The organism is Streptomyces sp. NPDC002054 (assembly GCF_040296685.1).
Taxonomy (GTDB): domain Bacteria; phylum Actinomycetota; class Actinomycetes; order Streptomycetales; family Streptomycetaceae; genus Streptomyces.
This window is the reverse complement of sequence record NZ_JBEOXT010000028.1, coordinates 55,754-74,368: the sequence shown is the minus strand read 5'-3', so window position 1 is coordinate 74,368 and position 18,615 is coordinate 55,754. Positions and strand designations below refer to the sequence as shown.

At 71.6% G+C, this 18,615-nt stretch carries 14 protein-coding genes and 1 pseudogene; 10 read left to right on the top strand and 5 right to left on the bottom strand.

The genetic code is table 11. From position 1 onward, the window contains the following. Positions 1–9: 9 nt before the first annotated feature. Positions 10–1,035, bottom strand: a complete 1,026-nt coding sequence (locus ABT123_RS24605) for an adenosine deaminase (RefSeq protein WP_351318337.1) — start codon at positions 1,033–1,035, stop codon at positions 10–12. Between the two features lie 117 nt (positions 1,036–1,152). On the opposite strand from ABT123_RS24605, the gene ABT123_RS24600 reads away from it, so the two are divergent. After that, on the top strand, positions 1,153–1,785 hold the full coding sequence (locus ABT123_RS24600; protein ID WP_351318335.1) for a DUF4190 domain-containing protein: 633 nt from the start codon (positions 1,153–1,155) through the stop codon (positions 1,783–1,785). Positions 1,786–1,854: 69 nt separating this feature from the next. Here ABT123_RS24600 and ABT123_RS24595 read toward each other — a convergent pair whose 3' ends face one another. Next, complete coding sequence (locus ABT123_RS24595; RefSeq protein WP_351318333.1) at positions 1,855–3,447, bottom strand: TROVE domain-containing protein; 1,593 nt, start codon at positions 3,445–3,447, stop codon at positions 1,855–1,857. A 383-nt stretch (positions 3,448–3,830) separates the two neighbouring features. Further along, positions 3,831–4,379, bottom strand: coding sequence for a riboflavin biosynthesis intermediates N-glycosidase (gene ybiA, locus ABT123_RS24590; protein ID WP_351318331.1), 549 nt, complete (start codon positions 4,377–4,379; stop codon positions 3,831–3,833). 174 nt (positions 4,380–4,553) lie between these two features. Between ybiA and ABT123_RS24585 the strand changes: the two genes are divergently transcribed. The 7 genes and pseudogenes from ABT123_RS24585 to ABT123_RS24555 all read left to right on the top strand — a co-directional run. Further along, positions 4,554–6,068, top strand: coding sequence for a gamma-aminobutyraldehyde dehydrogenase (locus ABT123_RS24585; protein ID WP_351318329.1), 1,515 nt, complete (start codon positions 4,554–4,556; stop codon positions 6,066–6,068). A gap of 50 nt (positions 6,069–6,118) precedes the next feature. Then, entirely contained in the window at positions 6,119–7,369 is a 1,251-nt protein-coding gene (locus ABT123_RS24580) for a polyamine ABC transporter substrate-binding protein (protein ID WP_351318327.1), read from the top strand. Positions 7,370–7,452: 83 nt separating this feature from the next. Continuing rightward, on the top strand, positions 7,453–8,610 hold the full coding sequence (locus ABT123_RS24575; protein WP_351318325.1) for an ABC transporter ATP-binding protein: 1,158 nt from the start codon (positions 7,453–7,455) through the stop codon (positions 8,608–8,610). After that, positions 8,607–9,536: an ABC transporter permease gene (locus ABT123_RS24570; protein ID WP_351318323.1), complete on the top strand. Its 930-nt coding sequence runs from the start codon at positions 8,607–8,609 to the stop codon at positions 9,534–9,536. Before ABT123_RS24575 ends, ABT123_RS24570 begins: the two co-directional genes overlap by 4 nt. Continuing rightward, complete coding sequence (locus ABT123_RS24565) at positions 9,536–10,342, top strand: ABC transporter permease (protein ID WP_351318321.1); 807 nt, start codon at positions 9,536–9,538, stop codon at positions 10,340–10,342. The genes ABT123_RS24570 and ABT123_RS24565 overlap by 1 nt, the downstream gene beginning before the upstream one ends. A 62-nt stretch (positions 10,343–10,404) precedes the next feature. Beyond that, entirely contained in the window at positions 10,405–11,820 is a 1,416-nt protein-coding gene (locus ABT123_RS24560; protein WP_351318319.1) for an NAD(P)/FAD-dependent oxidoreductase, read from the top strand. Between the two features lie 8 nt (positions 11,821–11,828). Beyond that, positions 11,829–12,017: pseudogene (locus ABT123_RS24555) on the top strand (hypothetical protein); the annotation flags it as partial. On the opposite strand, the gene ABT123_RS24550 reads toward ABT123_RS24555, so the two are convergent. Both ABT123_RS24550 and gabT read right to left on the bottom strand, forming a co-directional pair. Then, on the bottom strand, positions 11,974–12,507 hold the full coding sequence (locus tag ABT123_RS24550) for a phosphatase PAP2 family protein (RefSeq protein ID WP_351318317.1): 534 nt from the start codon (positions 12,505–12,507) through the stop codon (positions 11,974–11,976). The pseudogene ABT123_RS24555 and the gene ABT123_RS24550 overlap by 44 nt on opposite strands. Before the next feature lie 435 nt (positions 12,508–12,942). Continuing rightward, positions 12,943–14,277, bottom strand: coding sequence for a 4-aminobutyrate--2-oxoglutarate transaminase (gene gabT / locus ABT123_RS24545; protein WP_351318315.1), 1,335 nt, complete (start codon positions 14,275–14,277; stop codon positions 12,943–12,945). Between the two features lie 233 nt (positions 14,278–14,510). Between gabT and ABT123_RS24540 the strand changes: the two genes are divergently transcribed. Both ABT123_RS24540 and ABT123_RS24535 read left to right on the top strand, forming a co-directional pair. Next, on the top strand, positions 14,511–16,733 hold the full coding sequence (locus ABT123_RS24540; protein WP_502971032.1) for an ATP-binding protein: 2,223 nt from the start codon (positions 14,511–14,513) through the stop codon (positions 16,731–16,733). Between the two features lie 149 nt (positions 16,734–16,882). Further along, a complete protein-coding gene (locus tag ABT123_RS24535) occupies positions 16,883–18,463 on the top strand; it encodes a PucR family transcriptional regulator (protein WP_351318311.1) in 1,581 nt (526 codons plus the stop codon). Positions 18,464–18,615: the final 152 nt, after the last annotated feature.

The window sequence follows — 18,615 nt, the reverse complement described above, 5'->3', positions numbered from 1 at the left end:
GGTCGGTCGTCAGCGGGCGAGCCAGGCGGCCGTGTACGCGTCGATCTCCGCCGCCAGTTTCGCCTTGCCGGCCGGGTCGAGGAAAGAGGCCTCGACGGCGTTCTTCGCGAGCTCGGCGAGACCGCGCTCGTCCAGCTCCAGCAGCCGGGCGGCGACCGCGTACTCGTTGTTCAGGTCGGAGCCGAACATCGGCGGGTCGTCGCTGTTGATGGTGACCAGCACGCCGGCCGCCACCATCTCCTTGATCGGGTGCTGGTCCAGGTCGGCGACGGCGCGGGTGGCGATGTTGGAGGTCGGGCAGACCTCCAGCGCGATCCGGTGGTCGGCCAGGTACTTCAGCAGGTCCGGGTCCTGGGTGGCGCTGGTGCCGTGGCCGATGCGCTCGGCGCCCAGGTCGTTGATGGCGTCCCAGATGGACTGCGGGCCGGTGGTCTCGCCGGAGTGCGGGACGCTGTGCAGACCGGCCGCGCGGGCCTGGTCGAAGTACGGCTTGAACTGCGGGCGCGGCACACCGATCTCGGGTCCGCCCAGGCCGAAGGAGACCAGGCCCTCGGGGCGCAGGTCGACCGCGAGCCGGGCGGTCTCGGCGGCGGCCTCCAGGCCGGCCTCGCCCGGGATGTCGAAGCACCAGCGGAGGATGACGCCCAGTTCGGCCTCGGCGGCCCGGCGGGCGTCCTCGATGGCCGCCATGAAGGCCTTCTCCTCGATGCCGCGGCGGGTGGAGGAGTAAGGGGTGATGGTCAGTTCCGCGTAGCGGATGTTCTGCCGCGCCATGTCGCGGGCCACCTCGAAGGTCAGCAGCCGGACGTCCTCCGGGGTGCGGACCAGGTCCACCACCGACAGGTACACCTCGATGAAGTGCCCGAAGTCGGTGAAGGTGAAGTAGTCGGCGAGCGCCTCGGGATCGGTGGGCACCTTGGAGTCGGGGTGCCGGGCGGCCAGTTCGGCCACGATGCGGGGGGAGGCGGAGCCGACGTGGTGGACGTGGAGCTCGGCCTTCGGCAGCCCTGCGATGAAGGGGTGCAGATCGGTCATGAGGGGCAGGCCTTTCGGGAGCCGGGTGCGACGGGTCGGGCAGGGGTTCATCGTAGGCAGGCCCGGGGAACTGTCGGTGGCAGCCCGTAGCATGACCGTACGAGAGGGGGGCGCCAGATGACCGACCAGAGCCCCGAGCCTGCCGATCCGTGGGCACTGCCGGACCGGCCGGCGGTGGACCGGGGCGGGCAGCAGAGCACGCCGGGGGTACCGGGTGCGCAGGGTGGCCGGCCGCCCTCCGTGCACGACCAGCCGACCATCACGGGCATGCCCGGCGCGGGCGTTCCGCAGCCGCAGCAGCCCCAGCCGCAGCAGCCGCAGGTGCACCAGACCCCGCCGGCCACGCCGGCGTACGGGTACCCCGCACAACCGGCCTATGGGTACGGCTACCCGGCCGGGTACCCGTCGTATGTCCCGATGCGCAACGGCTTCGGCGTCACCGCCCTGGTGCTCGGAATCATCTCGGCGGTGATGTTCTGCACCAGCTTCATCGCCGTGGCGATCGGCATCACCGCCGTGGTCTTCGGCATCCTCGGCCGCGGCCGGGTCACCCGGGGAGAGGCCGACAACGGCGGGGTGGCGCTGGCCGGCATCATCCTGGGCGCGGTGGGGATCGTGGTGGGCGCCCTGCTGGCGGTGGTGCTGATCGTCGACATCGTCAACAGGGCCGACACCGGCACCGACCGCGACAGCGGCGGCTCCGAGTACGACGCGCCCTACTCGAACTCCCAGGTGCTCCACCGCGGCTGACCCGGACACCCCGCGGGGGCGTCCGGGTCGTGAGCCGGATCCATCAACCGGATCCATCAACCGGATCCGTCAGCCGGCCCACGGCCAGTCGGCGGACCGGCCGCTCTCGATCAGCGACACCATCCGGAACGCGGCGTCGGTGAGCCCGCCGAAGGTGTGCCGGTTCGCGGAGCCGGAAGGCCCGTGGCCCACCCGGTAGCCGGCCAGGTTCCAGGTGTACACCGGCACCGTGTCCGGCACCTGCGCCGACGGGTCGCCGCCGTATCCATAGGCGGCGGCCTGCTCGTCGGTGACGATCAGCACCCGGTCGTGGTCCCGGTAGTGCTCCTTCACGGCGCGGGCCGTATCGGTGCCACCGAGGTTCCCGAACCGCTCCAGCACCTTCAGTACGGATTCGCCCCGGGTGTACGGGATCACACCACTGCTCGTGCCGAACTGCACCAGGTCGGCGCTCTCGGCCCGCAGCGCCAGCGCCGCGCCGAAGACGGCCGCCGCGTCCGCCCGGTTGAGCTCGGAGCGCGCCGACAGCCGGCACCACATCGACCCGGACCGGTCGACGAGGACCAGCGTCCGGCCGGGCAGCGCCGGTACGTTGGCCAGCGCATGCCCGAGGGCCCGTTCCAGCGGGTACGCCCAGCGCAGCGAGGGAGCGTGCTGGTAGGCGGCCAGGTAGCGGAAGGGGAGCTGCCGGGACCGGGCGACGACCTCCGGGTCGGAGATCTTCGCGGCGACCTGAGCCGCGACCGCGTCCGAGACCCCGGCCTGGTCGAAGTTGCGCAGGTTGCGCAGCAGCGCCATCGCGCCCATGGACGGGATGACCGCCTCCCAGGCAGCTGCGTCCATCGGCCCCTGCAGCCAGCCGGCGAGGGCCTCCCAGGTCATGCCCGCCGCCGCGAGGCGCTCCGCACCGTCCGGGGCGAGGACCACACCGCGCCGCTCGGAGACCGGCAGCTCCATCAGTGCCCGGTGGGCGGCGAGGATGCGGTTGCCGGCCGGGATCTCCGCGTTCTCCGGGTTGTGCCGGCGGTCGAGGGCGTGCCGGAACAGCTCGCCCTGCCAGGGCTTGGCCGGGTCGGGGGAGGCGTGCACGAGGTTGAGGACGTCACCGAAGCGGTAGCTCTTGGAGTCGGTGTCGTACTTCAGCAGGGAGGTGGCGGAGTAGAGCCGGCGCACGGCGTCGGCGATGCCGCGCTTGACGGGCTTGGGCACATTGCGCCCGTGCGTGGCCGTCCAGTAGGCCAGCAGCTCGGCGGGCTCGTCCGCGCGCTGCAGCACGGAGTCCACGACCTGGCGGTTCGAAGGCCCGTCGGTGGCGCCCGCGTCGAGCCGCGCCTTGACGTACTCGGCGGCGCCGACGAGCGAGGCGGTGCGCATGTTCGCGTCCCCGCGGAGCCAGCGCAGCAGACCGGCGGTCCATGCCGGGTCCTCGACCGCGAGCCGCCGCACGAGCGCGGCGAAGCGGTCGTCGCGGTCGGTCCCGCTCTCGTAGAAGGTCCGCTGCGTCACGAAGTTGGCGACGGCGAGCAGGAACAGCTCGGAGCGCGGGTCGCGTTCGTAGCCGGCGCCGCCCTGGTGGGTGCGGGCACGGCCGGTCGAGCGTACGGGCGAGGTGGGCGCGGCCGGAGCCTTGGACTTGGACGCGCGCAGGTTGAAGCGAGCCATGGTGAATCCCCCCGAATTCAAAGGAAAGCGGGGGAGGCGTGACGTGAGGGATGCCCGAGATCAAGGATCGGCGGCGGCGGACTTGTGCCCGGTGAGCTTCCGCGCTGCTCCACCGGCCCGTTCCCTTGCGGGTGACGGGCCGGGTGGGATTCGAACCCACGACCTCCGGGTTTGGAGAAGTAGCCGCCGCCTTCGCACCGGGCATCCCCCACGCGTGCCTCCCGAGATCTAGGTGGCTGCGGCCTGGGATTCTTTGCAAAAGAAGGAGCCGCTGCCTGCGCACCGGGAGGTGCGTGACGTAGGTGTCCAGGGACCGAAGCCGGTGACGCCTGGACAAGGATCACGTTAGGCGGCGGGCCGGGGCGCCGCCACGGAATTACCGGTCAGCCCTGGAGCAGCCGCTCGCGGGCCTCCATCAGGGCGAAGCCCAGCAGGTTCAGGCCACGCCAGCGGGCCGGGTCCAGGGCGCGGGCGTCGTCCGCCGGGAGGCCGATGCCCCAGATCCGGTCCAGCGGGCTCGCCTCCACCAGGACCCGCCGCCCCGTGCCCAGCAGATAGCCGAGCAGCTCGGGGGAGGAGCCGAACTTGTGGATGCTGCCCACCACCACGATCTGGTACCGCTCGCGCTCCCAGACCGCATTGTCGAAGCCGCGCACCAGCCGGCCCGTCTTCTTCGCCTCCGCCGGGGTCCGGGCGGACACGGCCGCCCGTTCCGCTTCGGCGTCCCCGAACAGGCGCGCCTTCTCGGCCATCATCCAGTGCTCGGCGGTTGCGTACTCAACATCACGGACGGTGAACGGAGACGGCCACCACTGGCTCAGGCAGCTCGGTCCGAGCGAGCCGTCGGGCCGCGGGCGGTGTCCCCAGAACGGCAGGTACTTGACCCGTTCACCCCGGTTGACCTGCTCGATCAGTTGGTTCATCTGCTCCATGCACGGCAGTCTGGCAGCCGCCACGGACACTTCGTACGGGATTTGCGGCCTGTCTCGACACATGGTCGACCGATTCCGTCGCGTAATCAAAAGGCAACAACGGAATCCCTTGGCTGGGGCGAAGGCCTCTGTCAGGATCGGCACTCAATTCGGGCTGGAGCTACGGAGAGCGCGATGGGCAACCGCTTCCAGATCAAAGAGCGCTTCGCAGAGGGCGCACAGTACATCGATGGGCGGCTTCGGTCCGGCACCTCGGGGCAGTCACACACCGTCGTCGACCCGGCCACCGGCGACGACATCCTCACCTACGAGCTCGCGAGCACGGCCGACGTCGACGAGGCCGTCGCCGCCGCCAAGCGGGCCTTCCCGGGCTGGTCGGGCAGCACCCCCGGCGAGCGTTCCGACGCACTGCACCGGCTGGCCGCGGTCCTCACCGCCCAGGCCGAGGACTTCGCGTACGCCGAGTCCCTCCAGTGCGGCAAGCCGGTGAAGCTCACCTCCGAGTTCGACGTACCGGGCACGATCGACAACACCGCCTTCTTCGCGGGCGCCGCCCGCCACCTCCAGGGCCAGGCCGCCGCCGAGTACTCCGGTGACCACACCTCCTACGTACGCCGCGAGGCGATCGGTGTCGTCGGCTCCATCGCTCCCTGGAACTATCCGCTCCAGATGGCCGCCTGGAAGATCCTCCCGGCCATCGCCGCGGGCAACACCATCGTCCTCAAGCCCGCCGAGCTCACCCCGCTGACCTCCCTGATGTTCGCCCAGGCGGCCCAGGAGGCGGGCCTCCCCGACGGCGTGATCAACATCGTCACCGGGGCGGGCCGGGTGGCGGGGGAGCACCTGGTCGGGCATCCGGACGTGGTCATGACCTCCTTCACGGGGTCCACCGCCGTCGGCAAGCGGGTCGCCGAGATCGCCACCGCCACCGTCAAGCGGCTCCACCTGGAGCTCGGCGGCAAGGCCCCCTTCGTGGTCTTCGACGACGCCGATCTCGAGGCCGCCGCGCACGGCGCCGTCGCCGGCTCCCTGATCAACACCGGTCAGGACTGCACCGCCGCCACCCGCGCCTATGTCCAGCGCCCCCTCCACGACGCCTTGGTGGCCCGGGTGGCCGAGCTGATGGAGACCGTCCGGCTCGGCGATCCCTTCGCCCCCACCACCGACCTCGGCCCGCTGGTCTCCCACGCCCAGCGCGACCGCGTCGCCGGCTTCGTCGAGCGGGCCCGGGACTACGCCACCGTCGTCACCGGCGGCGAGATCCCGCAGGACGAGCTCGCCGAGGGCGCCTACTACCGGCCGACGCTGATCAGCGGCGCCGCCCAGGACAGCGAGATCGTCCAGTCCGAGATCTTCGGCCCGGTCCTCGTCGTGCTGCCCTTCGACACCGACGACGAAGGCCTCGCACTGGCCAACGACACCCCGTACGGACTCGCCGCCTCCGCCTGGACCCGGGACGTCTACCGGGCCGGCCGGGCCACCCGCGAGATCAAGGCGGGCTGCGTCTGGGTCAACGACCACATTCCGATCATCAGCGAGATGCCCCACGGCGGCTACAAGGCCAGTGGTTTCGGCAAGGACATGTCCGCCTACTCCTTCGAGGAGTACACGCAGGTCAAGCATGTGATGTACGACAACACCGGGGTGCCGGCCAAGGACTGGCACCGCACGATCTTCGGGGACCGATAGCAGCGCTCCGCACGACCGGCGGACACACGACACCCGAAAGGGCATTGCGCATGGAGCACCACGAGCCCGACCGCCTCTCGGCGGCGCAACTCGCCGCAATGCGGCGCAGCCTCACCAGCGGGCGCGGCGCGCTGACCCGCCGCTCGCTGCTGCGGGCCTCCGGCGTCGGCGCGCTCACACTGGGCGGCCTGGCCGGTCTGACCGGCTGCGGGATCCCGCCCGCCAAGCGGGCGGACACGGCCGCGGTCCCCTCCGACGACCACTCGGACCGGGAGAAGGAGATCAACTTCTCCAACTGGACCGAGTACATGGACATCGCCGAGGACGAGAAGACCCGTCCGACCCTCGCCGAGTTCGGCAAGCGCACCGGCATCAAGGTCAAGTACACCGAGGACATCAACGACAACGTCGAGTTCTTCGGCAAGATCAGGCCGCAGCTCGCGGCCGGCCAGGACACCGGGCGCGACCTGATCGTGGTCACCGACTGGCTGGCCGCCCGCATGATCCGGCTCGGCTGGGCGCAGAAGCTCGACGCCGCCCGCCTGCCGCACGCCTTCGCGAACCTGTCCCCGCAGTTCCGCAACCCCGACTGGGACCCGGGCCGGGTCCACAGCTACCCCTGGACCGGCATCTCCACCGTCATCGCCTACAACACCAAGGCCACCGGCGGGCGGAAGGTCGACTCCGTCACCCAGCTCCTCGACGACCCCTCCCTCAAGGGCCGGGTCGGCTTCCTCACCGAGATGCGCGACACCGTCGGCATGACCCTGCTCGACCAGGGCAAGGACCCGGCGGACTTCACCACGGCCGACTACGACGCCGCCATCGGACGCCTCCAGAAGGGCGTGGACAAGAAGCAGATCCGCCGCTTCACCGGCAACGACTACACCTCCGACCTGGACAAGGGCGACCTGGCCGCCTGCCTCGCCTGGGCCGGCGACGTGATCCAGCTGCAGGCCGACAACCCCGACATCCAGTACGCCATCCCGGCCGCCGGCTACATCACCTCCAGCGACAACCTCCTGGTCCCCGCCAAGGCCCGGCACAAGGCCAACGCCGAGAAGCTCATCGACTACTACTACGAGCTCCCGGTCGCCGCCCAGCTGGCCGCGTACATCAGCTACGTCTGCCCGGTCGAGGGCGTCAAGGACGAGCTCGCGAAGATCGACCAGGCCCTCGCCGACAACACCCTGATCGTCCCGGACAAGGCGATGACCGCCAAGTCCCACGCCTTCCGCTCCCTCAGCTCGGAGGAAGAGACGGCGTACGAGGAGAAGTTCGCCAAGCTCATCGGCGCCTAGGTCCTGCCGCCCGGCGGTCCGGCCCCCCGCCGGTCTCCGCCGGCCCCCGACCCCCTTGACACCCCCAACCCCGGGATCCATCCATGACCGACAAGAACGCCGGCGGCGACGTCCGCCTCAGCGGGATCAGCAAGCACTACGGCTCCTTCACCGCCGTCCACCCGCTCGATCTGACCATCCCCCAGGGCTCCTTCTTCGCCCTGCTCGGCGCCTCCGGCTGCGGCAAGACCACCACCCTGCGCATGATCGCCGGCCTGGAGGAGCCCTCCACCGGCACGGTCAGCCTGGGCGACCGCGAGGTCACCCACCTCCCGCCGTACAAGCGCCCGGTGAACACGGTCTTCCAGAGCTACGCGCTCTTCCCGCACATGGACATCTTCGAGAACATCGCGTTCGGCCTGCGCCGCCGCGGCATCAAGTCGGTCGGGAAGCAGGTCGACGAGATGATCGACCTCGTCCAGCTCGGCGAGCACGCCCGCAAGAAGCCGCACCAGCTCTCCGGTGGCCAGCAGCAGCGCGTGGCCGTGGCCCGCGCGCTCATCAACCACCCCCAGGTGCTCCTCCTCGACGAGCCGCTCGGCGCCCTCGACCTCAAGCTGCGCCGCCAGATGCAGCTGGAGCTCAAGCGCATCCAGACCGAGGTCGGCATCACCTTCGTGCACGTCACCCACGACCAGGAGGAGGCCATGACCATGGCCGACACGGTCGCGGTGATGAACGGCGGCCTGGTGGAGCAGCTGGGCGCGCCCGCCGAGCTCTACGAGAACCCGCGCACCACCTTCGTCGCCAACTTCCTCGGCACCTCCAACCTCATCCAGGCCGCCGTCGAGTCCGCCGGGAGCTCCTCCGAGGACGTGGTCGTCTCGGCCGCCGGTACGAAGCTCCGGCTGCCCGCCGAGCGATGTTCCACCACCCCCCGCGCCGGCGGGCAGCTGCTGGTCGGCGTGCGCCCGGAGAAGATATCCCTGGTCCCGGCGGACGAGGAGCACACCGTCGCCGACGGCCGCAACAAGATCGCCGGCCGGATCGTCGACTCCTCCTTCATCGGCGTCTCCACCCAGTTCGTCATCGACAGCCCGGTCTGCGCCGAGCTGGAGGTGTACGTGCAGAACATCGAGCGGGACGCCCGCCTGGTGCCCGGCGCCGAGGTGATCCTGCACTGGAACCCGGCCCACACCTTCGGCCTGGACGCCGCCCAGGACATCGACGCCGGCATCGAGACGGTCGAGGAGGGCGCGTGACCGTCACCGAAGCGCCGCCCCAGGCGCCCGCCCCCGCCGGACCCCCGGTCCACAAGCCCTCCGTACGCAAGCGGCTGGTCCCGTACTGGCTGCTGCTGCCCGGCATCCTGTGGCTGCTGGTCTTCTTCGTCCTCCCGATGGTCTACCAGGCCTCGACCTCCGTGCAGACGGGCTCGCTGGAGGAGGGCTTCCAGGTCACCTGGCACTTCCAGACCTACTGGGACGCCTTCACCGAGTACTACCCGCAGTTCCTGCGCTCTCTGCTGTACGCCGGCACCGCGACCGTGCTGTGCCTGCTGCTCGGCTACCCGCTGGCCTACCTGATCGCCTTCAAGGCGGGCCGCTGGCGCAACCTGCTGCTGATCCTGGTCATCGCGCCGTTCTTCACCAGCTTCCTGATCCGCACCCTGGCCTGGAAGACGATCCTCGCCGACGGCGGCCCGGTGGTCGGCGCCCTGAACAGCCTGCACGTCCTGGACGTCACCAGCTGGCTCGGCATGACCGAGGGCGACCGGGTGCTGGCCACCCCGCTCGCGGTGGTCTGCGGTCTGACGTACAACTTCCTGCCGTTCATGATCCTGCCGCTGTACACCTCGCTGGAGCGCATCGACACCCGGCTCCACGAGGCGGCCGGCGACCTGTACGCACGGCCCGCCACGACCTTCCGGAAGGTCACCTTCCCGCTGTCCATGCCCGGTGTGGTCTCCGGAACCCTGCTGACCTTCATCCCGGCGAGCGGCGACTACGTCAACGCCGAACTGCTCGGCTCCACGGACACCCGGATGATCGGCAACGTCATCCAGTCGCAGTACCTGCGGATCCTCGACTACCCGACAGCAGCCGCGCTGTCCTTCATCCTCATGGCCATCGTGCTGATCATGGTCACCATCTACATCCGCCGAGCGGGGACGGAGGACCTGGTCTGATGCGCACTCCCGTCGCCTGGCTGCGCCGCAATCTCGTCGTCATCGCGGGGCTGTGCACGCTCGCGTACCTCATCCTGCCGAACCTCGTCGTGACGGTGTTCTCCTTCAACAACCCCGCCGGCCGGTTCAACTACTCCTGGCAGGAGTTCTCGCTCGACGCCTGGAAGGATCCCTGCGGGGTCGCCGACCTGTGCGGTTCCCTCGGGCTCTCGCTGCAGATCGCCCTCTGGGCGACCATCGGCGCGACCGCCCTCGGCACGGCCATCGCCTTCGCCCTGGTCCGGTACCGCTTCCGGGCCCGGGGCGCGGTCAACTCGCTGATCTTCCTGCCGATGGCGATGCCGGAGATCGTGATGGCGGCCTCGCTGCTCGCGCTCTTCCTCAACATGGGCATCGAGCTGGGCTTCTGGACCATCCTGATCGCCCACATCATGTTCTGCCTCAGCTTTGTCGTCGCCGCGGTCAAGGCGCGCGTGCTGTCGATGGACCCGCGGCTGGAGGAGGCCGCCCGCGATCTCTACGCGGGACCCGTGCAGACCTTCCTGCGGGTCACCCTGCCGATCGCGGCCCCCGGCATTGCCGCCGGTGCGCTGCTCTCCTTCGCGCTCTCCTTCGACGATTTCATCATCACCAACTTCAACTCGGGCAACACCGTCACCTTCCCCATGTTCGTGTGGGGCTCGGCCCAGCGCGGTACGCCCGTGCAGATCAACGTCATCGGTACGGCGATGTTCGTCATCGCGGTGCTGGTGGTCCTCGCCGGTCAGATGATCGGCAACCGCCGCAAAAAGGCACAAACCAAGTAATCTCGTACTTTCGTGATTGCGTAGTTCCGTAGTTCCGTAGTTCCCGTAGGGAGTTGGAAGCCATGGCCCCAGTCGCCATGCGAAGTGTCACACGATCCCTTTCCGATGCACTGCCGGTCTCGTACTGGCTGGACGACCCCGGCAAGCCCCCCGCTCAGCCCGCCCTCACCAGCGACGAGCACTGCGATCTCCTGGTGATCGGCGGCGGCTACAGCGGCCTGTGGACGGCGCTGCTCGCCAAGGAGCGGGACCCCGCCCGGGACGTTGTCCTGATCGAGAGCAAGGAGGCGGGCTGGGCCGCCTCCGGCCGGAACGGCGGCTTCTGCGCCGCCTCGCTCACCCACGGCTTCGCCAACGGGCTGGCCCGCTGGCCGAACGAACTCGCCAAGCTGGAGGAGCTGGGCGCCCGCAACCTCGACGGAATCGAGGCGGCGGTCGCCCGCTACGGCATCGACTGCGACTTCGAGCGCACCGGCGAGATCGATGTGGCCACCGAACCCCACCAGGTCGACGAGCTGCGCGAGATGCAGGAGGAGGCCGAGCGGCTCGGCTTCGGCGGCGCCGTCTTCCTCGACCGGGACGCGGTGCGCGCCGAGGTCGACTCGCCCACCTTCCTCGCCGGACTGTGGGACCGCGACGGGGTGGCCATGCTCAACCCGGCCAAGCTCGCCTGGGGCCTGAAGCAGGCCTGTCTCGGCCTCGGGGTGCGGATCTACGAGAACACCCGCGGGCTGAAGATGTCCGCCTCGGGCGCAGGGCTGGCCGTACGGACCCCGTACGGCCGGGTCTTCGCCCGCCGCGTCGCGCTCGGCACCAACATCTTCCCGTCCCTGGTCAAGCGCATCCGCCCGTACACCGTCCCGGTGTACGACTACGCGCTGATGACCGAGCCGCTGTCGGCCGACCAGCTGAAGGCCATCGGCTGGCAGAACCGGCAGGGCCTGGGGGACAGCGCCAACCAGTTCCACTACTTCCGCATCACCCCGGACCACCGCATCCTGTGGGGCGGCTACGACGCCATCTACCCCTACAAGGGGAAGCTCGACTCGGAGTACGACCACCGGCCCGAGACCTACCTGAAGCTGGCCCAGCACTTCTTCACCTGCTTCCCGCAGCTGGACGGCCTCCGCTTCAGCCACGCCTGGGGCGGGGCCATCGACACCTGCTCGCGCTTCTCCGCCTTCTTCGGCACCGCGCACGGGGGCAAGGTGGCCTACGCGGCCGGCTACACCGGGCTCGGGGTGGGGGCGACCCGCTTCGGCGCGGACGTGATGCTGGACCTGCTGGACGGGGCCCGGACCGAGCGCACCGAGCTGGAGATGGTCCGGTCGAAGCCGATGCCGTTCCCGCCGGAGCCGATCGCCTGGACCGGCATCGCGCTCACCAAGTGGTCCCTGGCCCGCGCGGACGCCCGCGGCGGTCGCCGGAACCTGTGGCTGAAGACCATGGACCGGCTGGGCCTGGGCTTCGACAGCTGAGGCATGTCATCGCGAGTGCGGAGGTCCGCGCCGCGCTGGACTGCCTGACGAAGAAACAGAACTGCGGCAGCTACCAGACCCACGGAACCTGGCCCGCCCTGCGCGGCCTGATGACCTGGTCGATCAACTGGGACCGGTTCGGCTCCTGGGAGTTCAGCCGGAACTTCGACGGATACTTCGCGGACGCAGCCGGCTGACGGCCACGCCCCACAGCAGGGGTACGCACAGCAGCAGGCTGGCCAGGACGTCCAGGGGCCAGTGGAAGCCGCGCAGGATCAGCCCGGTGGCCGTCGCTCCCGTCAGTACAAGGGCGGCGGCTACCGGCCACGGGCGGCGGGTGAAGGGCGAGAGCAGCAGGGCCGCACAGCCGTAGGCGACCATCGCGGTGGCCGTGTGGCCCGAGGGGAAATAGCCGGCGGCCCAGGGCTCCAGCGGGCCCGGGCGGGCGGTCCACTCCTTCAGCGGGATGACCAGGGCCGGCACCAGCGCCATGGCCGCCCCGGCGGCAAGCACGGCACGGCGCAGACCACGCAGGAAGGCGTACGCCATGGCGAGCAGCAGCACCGGCAGGGCGACGGGAATGTTGCCCAGGTCCGCCAGCGGTTCGGTGACGGAATCGGGGACCGAGCGCACCAGCGCCCGGCTCAGCCGCTCGTCCGGTGCGAGCAGGGGACCGGCGGCCAGCACCTGCCAGGTGATCAGGGCCAGTCCGAGCAGCGCGAGAACGCAGAAAGTGGCCGGCCGTCCCGGAACAGGGGGGATGGTTCCGGGACGGCCGCCCGGACCGGACCGGCGCGCGCCCCGGGGGGTTTGGGGCGGGCGGCCGTCCGATCGGTGAGGAGTGATGTGCGCGAACGCAGGTCCAGTACGGCGCTGGGGAAGCCCGGTACCGGGATCGCCCGTGGTCTCCCGCGGGCGGGGTGTCTCACTCATCTGCAGAAACCGTACGGCAGCGGAAAGGGGACCGACAGCAGGAACGCGCTCCCGCCATCGGCCCCCCACACCTTCTTCACAGTGCCCGCCCGTTACCGCTGGTATCGATCGAGCACCGTCTCGGACGTTCGCTCAGACGGTCGCCCAGAGCGTTGCTCAGAGGCCGCTCAGAGGTCGCTCCGAGGTTGCTCAGAGGCCCGCGAACGCGGACTCGATGATGTCCAGGCCCTCGTTCAGCAGGTCCTCGCCGATGACGATCGGCGGGAGGAAGCGCAGCACGTTGCCGTAGGTGCCACAGGTGAGGACGAGCAGGCCCTCGGCGTGGCAGGCCTTGGCGAGCGCGCCGGCCGCCTCCGGGAACGGGGTCTTGGAGACCGGGTCCTTGACCAGCTCGATCGCGATCATGGCGCCGCGACCGCGGATGTCGCCGATGATCTCGTACTTCTCCTGCATGGCCGTCAGGCGGGCCTTCATGAGGGACTCGATCTTCTTCGCCGCGGCGTTGAGGTCGAGCTCCTTCATGGTCTCGATGGAGCCCAGCGCACCGGCGCAGGCCACCGGGTTGCCGCCGTAGGTGCCGCCCAGGCCACCCGCGTGCGCGGCGTCCATGATCTCGGCGCGGCCGGTCACGGCGGCGAGCGGCAGACCGCCCGCGATGCCCTTGGCGGTGGTGATCAGGTCCGGGACGATGCCCTCGTCCTCGCACGCGAACCACTGGCCGGTGCGGCAGAAGCCGGACTGGATCTCGTCGGCCACGAACACGATGCCGTTGTCGTTGGCGAACTTCACGATGGCCGGCAGGAAGCCCTTGGCCGGCTCGATGAAGCCGCCCTCGCCGAGGACCGGCTCGATGATGATCGCGGCGACGTTGTCGGCGCCGATCTGCTTGGTGATCTGGTCGATCGCCTGGGCGGCGGCCTCGGGGCCGCAGTTCTCGGCGCCGGTGGGCCAGCGGTAGCCGTAGGCGACCGGGACGCGGTAGACCTCGGGGGCGAACGGGCCGAAGCCGTTCTTGTACGGCATGTTCTTCGAGGTCAGCGCCATCGTCAGGTTGGTACGGCCGTGGTAGCCGTGGTCGAAGACGACGACGGCCTGGCGCTTGGTGTACGAACGGGCGATCTTGACGGCGTTCTCGACGGCCTCGGCGCCGGAGTTGAACAGCGCGGACTTCTTGGCGTGGTCGCCCGGGGTCAGCTCGGCGAGCGCCTCGCAGACCTCGACGTAGCCCTCGTACGGCGTGACCATGAAGCAGGTGTGGGTGAAGTCGGCGAGCTGCGCGGAGGCGCGGCGCACCACGGCCTCGGCGGAGGCGCCGACCGAGGTCACGGCGATGCCGGAGCCGAAGTCGATCAGACGGTTGCCGTCGACGTCCTCGATGATGCCGCCGCCCGCGCGCGCGGTGAAGACGGGCAGCACGGAGCCCACGCCGCCGGCCACCGTCTCAAGGCGGCGGGCCTGCAGTTCCTGCGACTTGGGGCCGGGGATCGCGGTGACGAGCTTGCGCTCCTGCGGGACAGCGGTCATAGGGGGCTCCTGGGGGGTGTTTTCGGACGCACTTGTGTCTTTGTCCGCAGGCTAGGCCCGGCGGCGGGGGCACGGCATGCTCCGTTCGGTAGTGATGTCCGCGTGTCCTTGTCCGTGACGGCCATACGGAGTGTCTTGTGGACCGGGCCCGGCGGCGGTAGCGCCTCGGCAGCAGGGCACTACATTGAGCGATGCGCTTGGCGCCAGGGTGGACGGGCAGGGGGCAGGGGTTCATGGAGAACGAGGGCACGCAGAGCAGCGGCACCGGGGGCGGGGGCGCCCACGGCGCCGCCGCGCGGGCACAGCACGTCCCGCGGCCGGCGGGCCCGCCGCTTACGCCGCCGCCGATGCCCGCCGCACCGCCGCCGGGCCCGGCCGGCCCCTCGGGCCCGTCGCCGTCGCCGTCCCCGACTCCGGCTTCCGCCGGAGCCACGCCCCCGCCGACGCCCGCCCACGCCCCAGCCGCCGCCGGCCCCGGCCTGGCCGACTGGCTGCGCACCCCGCGCCGCTCCGACGGCCCGGGCGTCTGGGCGTACGGCCACGTCCCGCGGGCGGCCGAGGAACCCGAGATCACCCCCACCCGCCAGCTGGTCAGCGGGGCGCTTATCTCCCTGCTCGCCGCCGTGCTGCTGTGGTCCCTGCTGTGGAACGGCTATCTGGGCGGCTTCTGGCTCTGGCCCCTGTACGCCTTCACCCCCGACGCCTGGAACCACGACACGTTCTCGGTGGTCACCTCCTACCTCTGGTACGCCATCGTCATCGCCGTCCTCGCCGTCACCTTCGGCCGGCTGGGCCGCTGGCCGGAGCTCGGCCGTCGGATCCTGGCCGGCCCGGCCACGCGGCCGGTCCGCGCCGAGGGGCCGGACGGTCCCGCTCCCGGCAGCCCCGAGGACCCGGCCGGCTGGCCGCAGCTGCGCGAGGCCGGGCTGGCCGACTCCGCCGAGCGGTTGCGGGGGGAGGCCGGGGCCGGGCGGATGAATGATGTGGATGCCGCGCGGATTCGGCGGGCCTGGAAGACCGTTCTGGTGGACCCCGGCCGACGGGCCGCCTTCGCCGATGCCGTCCGGGACAAGGGCGCCGGCGCCTGCGCCCACCCCTCCGGAGCCCGGGACCTGCCGGTCCGGGCCGCCCGGCACGACCTGCTCGCCCGCCAGGTCAGGATCGGCACGGTGGCGGACGGCGAGCGCAACCCCTACCCGCGCCGCGGCACCGGACTCGCCCTCGACCCTGCCGTGCTCGGCACCTCCCTGCTGGCCGTCGGCCCCTCCGGCGGCGGCAAGACCAGCCGCCTGGTCCGGCCGGTCGTGGAATCCCTCGCCCTCCAGGCACTCGCCGGACAGGCCGCCGTCATCGCGGTCGGCGCGGCCGGGACCCCGCTCGGCCCCGACGAGGCGTACGACGTGGTCATCCGCATCGGCGACCCGGCCACCGTCTACGACCTCGACCTGTACGGCGGCGCCACCGACCCCGACGAGGCCGCGAGCCTGCTCGCCGAAGCCCTGGCCGGGGACGTGCCCGGGATGGACGTACGCCGGGCCGCAACCGCCCTCGCCCAGCTGCTCGGCCCGTTCCGGACCGCCCGAGGCCGCTTCCCCGGCGTCCCCGAGCTCCGCGAGCTCCTCGACCGGGTGCCGGCCGCCCTGGACTCGGTCCGCCGGGAGCTGGAGGCGGCAGGGCAGCACTCCATGCTCCGCGAGCTGGACGCCCGCGAGCGGCAGAGCGGATCCCACGGCGACCCCGGCCCGGTCCTCGCCGACCGGATCGCCCTCCTGGACCGCCCCGCCTTCGCCGGATTCTTCGACACCACCGGGCAGCAGGGCCGGCCGTTCTCGCTGCGCTCCCTCGAACACCCGCTGAGGGTCCGTATCGACCTGCCCGAACGCGGGCACGCCGACGCCTCCCGGATGCTGGCCCGGCTGCTACTGGCGCAGTTCACCGCCGGCGCCACCGCCCGTACCGACCGCTCGCTGTTCGCCTGCCTCGCCCTCGACGACGCCGCGCACACCCTCACCCCGCACACCGTGCGCGGCATCCAGCGCCTGCGCTCCGCCAACGCCGGCGTCCTGCTGGCCCTGCGCACCATGGACGAAGTGCCGGAGGAACTGCGGACGCCGCTGCTCGGCGCGGTCGGCTGCCGGATGGCCTTCTCCGGGGTCACCACCTGGGACGGGCAGCGGTTCTCCCAGGCCTGGGGCACCGAGTGGGTGGAGGCCCGGGACGTCACCAGCCGCACCGTCTTCGCCGACCAGCCGCTCACCCGGGCGATCCACGCCTTCCGCAAGCTGGTCACCGGCAAGGCCGTGACCACGGACGCGGTGACCGTCCGGCAGGTGGAGCGGGCCCGCTGGTCCGCCTCCGACCTCGCGCACGCCGTGCCGCCCGGGCACGCGGTGCTCTCGCTGACCTCGGTGCGGGGGGAGCGTACGGTTCCGCTCCTGGTCCGGCTGGACGGCTGAGGCGGGCGGGGCCGGCGGGCGGGGCTGGCCTCAAGGCTGAGCGAACCCGTACGGGGTGGCAGAATCGAGCTGAGGCGTTCATACGCCATGGCGAAATTCCCCGACGATGCCCCCGCTGCTCCGCCCGCCCCCCTCCGCGAAAGCCGCTGATGCCGCTCACCCTCGCCTCGCTCGTCCAGCACTCGGCGCTCAAGCTCAGCGTCCGCGCGGGGGAGAGCCGCCTCGACACCCCGGTGCGCTGGGCCCACGTGAGCGAGCTCGCCGACCCCGTCCCCTATATGGAGGGCGGGGAGCTTCTCCTGATCACCGCGATGAAGCTGGACGCGGAGGATCCGGAGGAGATGCGCCGGTACGTACGGCGGCTCGCCGCGGCCGGGGTCGTCGGCATCGGCTTCGCCGTCGGCGTCAACTACGACGCGGTCCCCGAGGCCCTCGTCGAGGCCGCCCGGGCCGAGGACCTGCCGCTGCTGGAGGTCCCCCGGCGCACCCCCTTCCTCGCCATCAGCAAGGCCGTCTCCGCAGCCCTCGCCGCCGACCAGTACCGGGCCGTCACCGCCGGTTTTGAAGCCCAGCGCGAACTCACCCGGGCCGCGCTCTCCGCCGACGGGCCCGCCGAACTCCTGGCGAAGCTCGCCGCGCACGTACACGGCTGGGCGGCGCTGTACGACTCCTCCGGCGCGGTCGTCGCCGCCGCCCCGGACTGGGCCGCCCGCCGGGCCGCCCGGCTCACCGCCGACGTGGAACGGCTGCGGGAGCGGCCCGCCCCCGCCAGCGCCGTGGTCGGCGGCTCCGAGGACCGGGTCGAACTCCAGTCCCTGGGCACAGGACGGCGGGCCCGCGGCGCCCTGGCCGTCGGCACCGGAGCCCCCCTCGGCACCGCCGAGCGGTACGCCGTCCACTCCGCGGTGGCCCTGCTCACCCTCACCACCGAACGCTCCCGGTCCCTGCACGACGCGGAGACCCGGCTGGGTTCGGCGATCCTGCGGATGCTGCTGGCCGGGCAGCCGGAGCACGCGGAATCGGTGGCCGGAGACCTGTACGGCGGCCTCCTCCAGGCCCCCTTCCGCATGGTCATCGCCGAACCCGCGCTGGCCGGCACCGCCCAGCCCGAAGGACTGGCCCTGCTCGCCGACACGGTGGAGGCCGCCGCGGCCCGCACCGCGGAGGCGCTGCTGCTGGTGCCGGAGCCGGGCCGGCTGGTGATCCTCGCCGCGGACGGCGGCGCAGCGGTCCAAGCCGTCGCCGACCACGCGGAAGCCCTCGAATCCCGGCGCGGCCGGGAGGCGGCCGGGCCGGAACCCGACGAACTGGTGATCGGCCTGTCTGCGCCGGCCGCGCCGGCGGGCGCCGCCGCCGCCTTCAAACAGGCCGACCAGGCCCTCGCCGTCGCCCGCCGGCGCGGACGCCCCCTGGTCGAGCACGAGGACCTGGCAGCCGGCTCGGTCCTCCCGCTGCTCGCCGACGAGGCGGTACGGGCCTTCGCGGACGGCACCCTCCGAGCCCTCCGGGAGCACGACGCCACCGGGCGCGGCGACCTCGTCGCGTCCCTCCAGGCCTGGCTGTCCCGCCACGGCCAGTGGGACGCCGCCGCGGCCGACCTCGGCGTCCACCGGCACACACTGCGCTACCGGATGCGGCGGGTCGAGGAGATCCTCGGCCGCTCCCTCGACGACCCGGACGTCCGCATGGAACTCTGGCTCGCCCTCAAGGCCACCACGCCGCCCACGTAGCCGGGGGCGGGGCCGGACAGTGACAAAGCGGCGAAGCCGGGGTCCGGCGTGCTCCACCGCGGACAAGCGCCCAAAACGGCCCCGCCCCCTACCGTGAAGGGGACGGGCAGAGCAGTACGCCCGCACACACCGCACTCACCGCACACACCGAA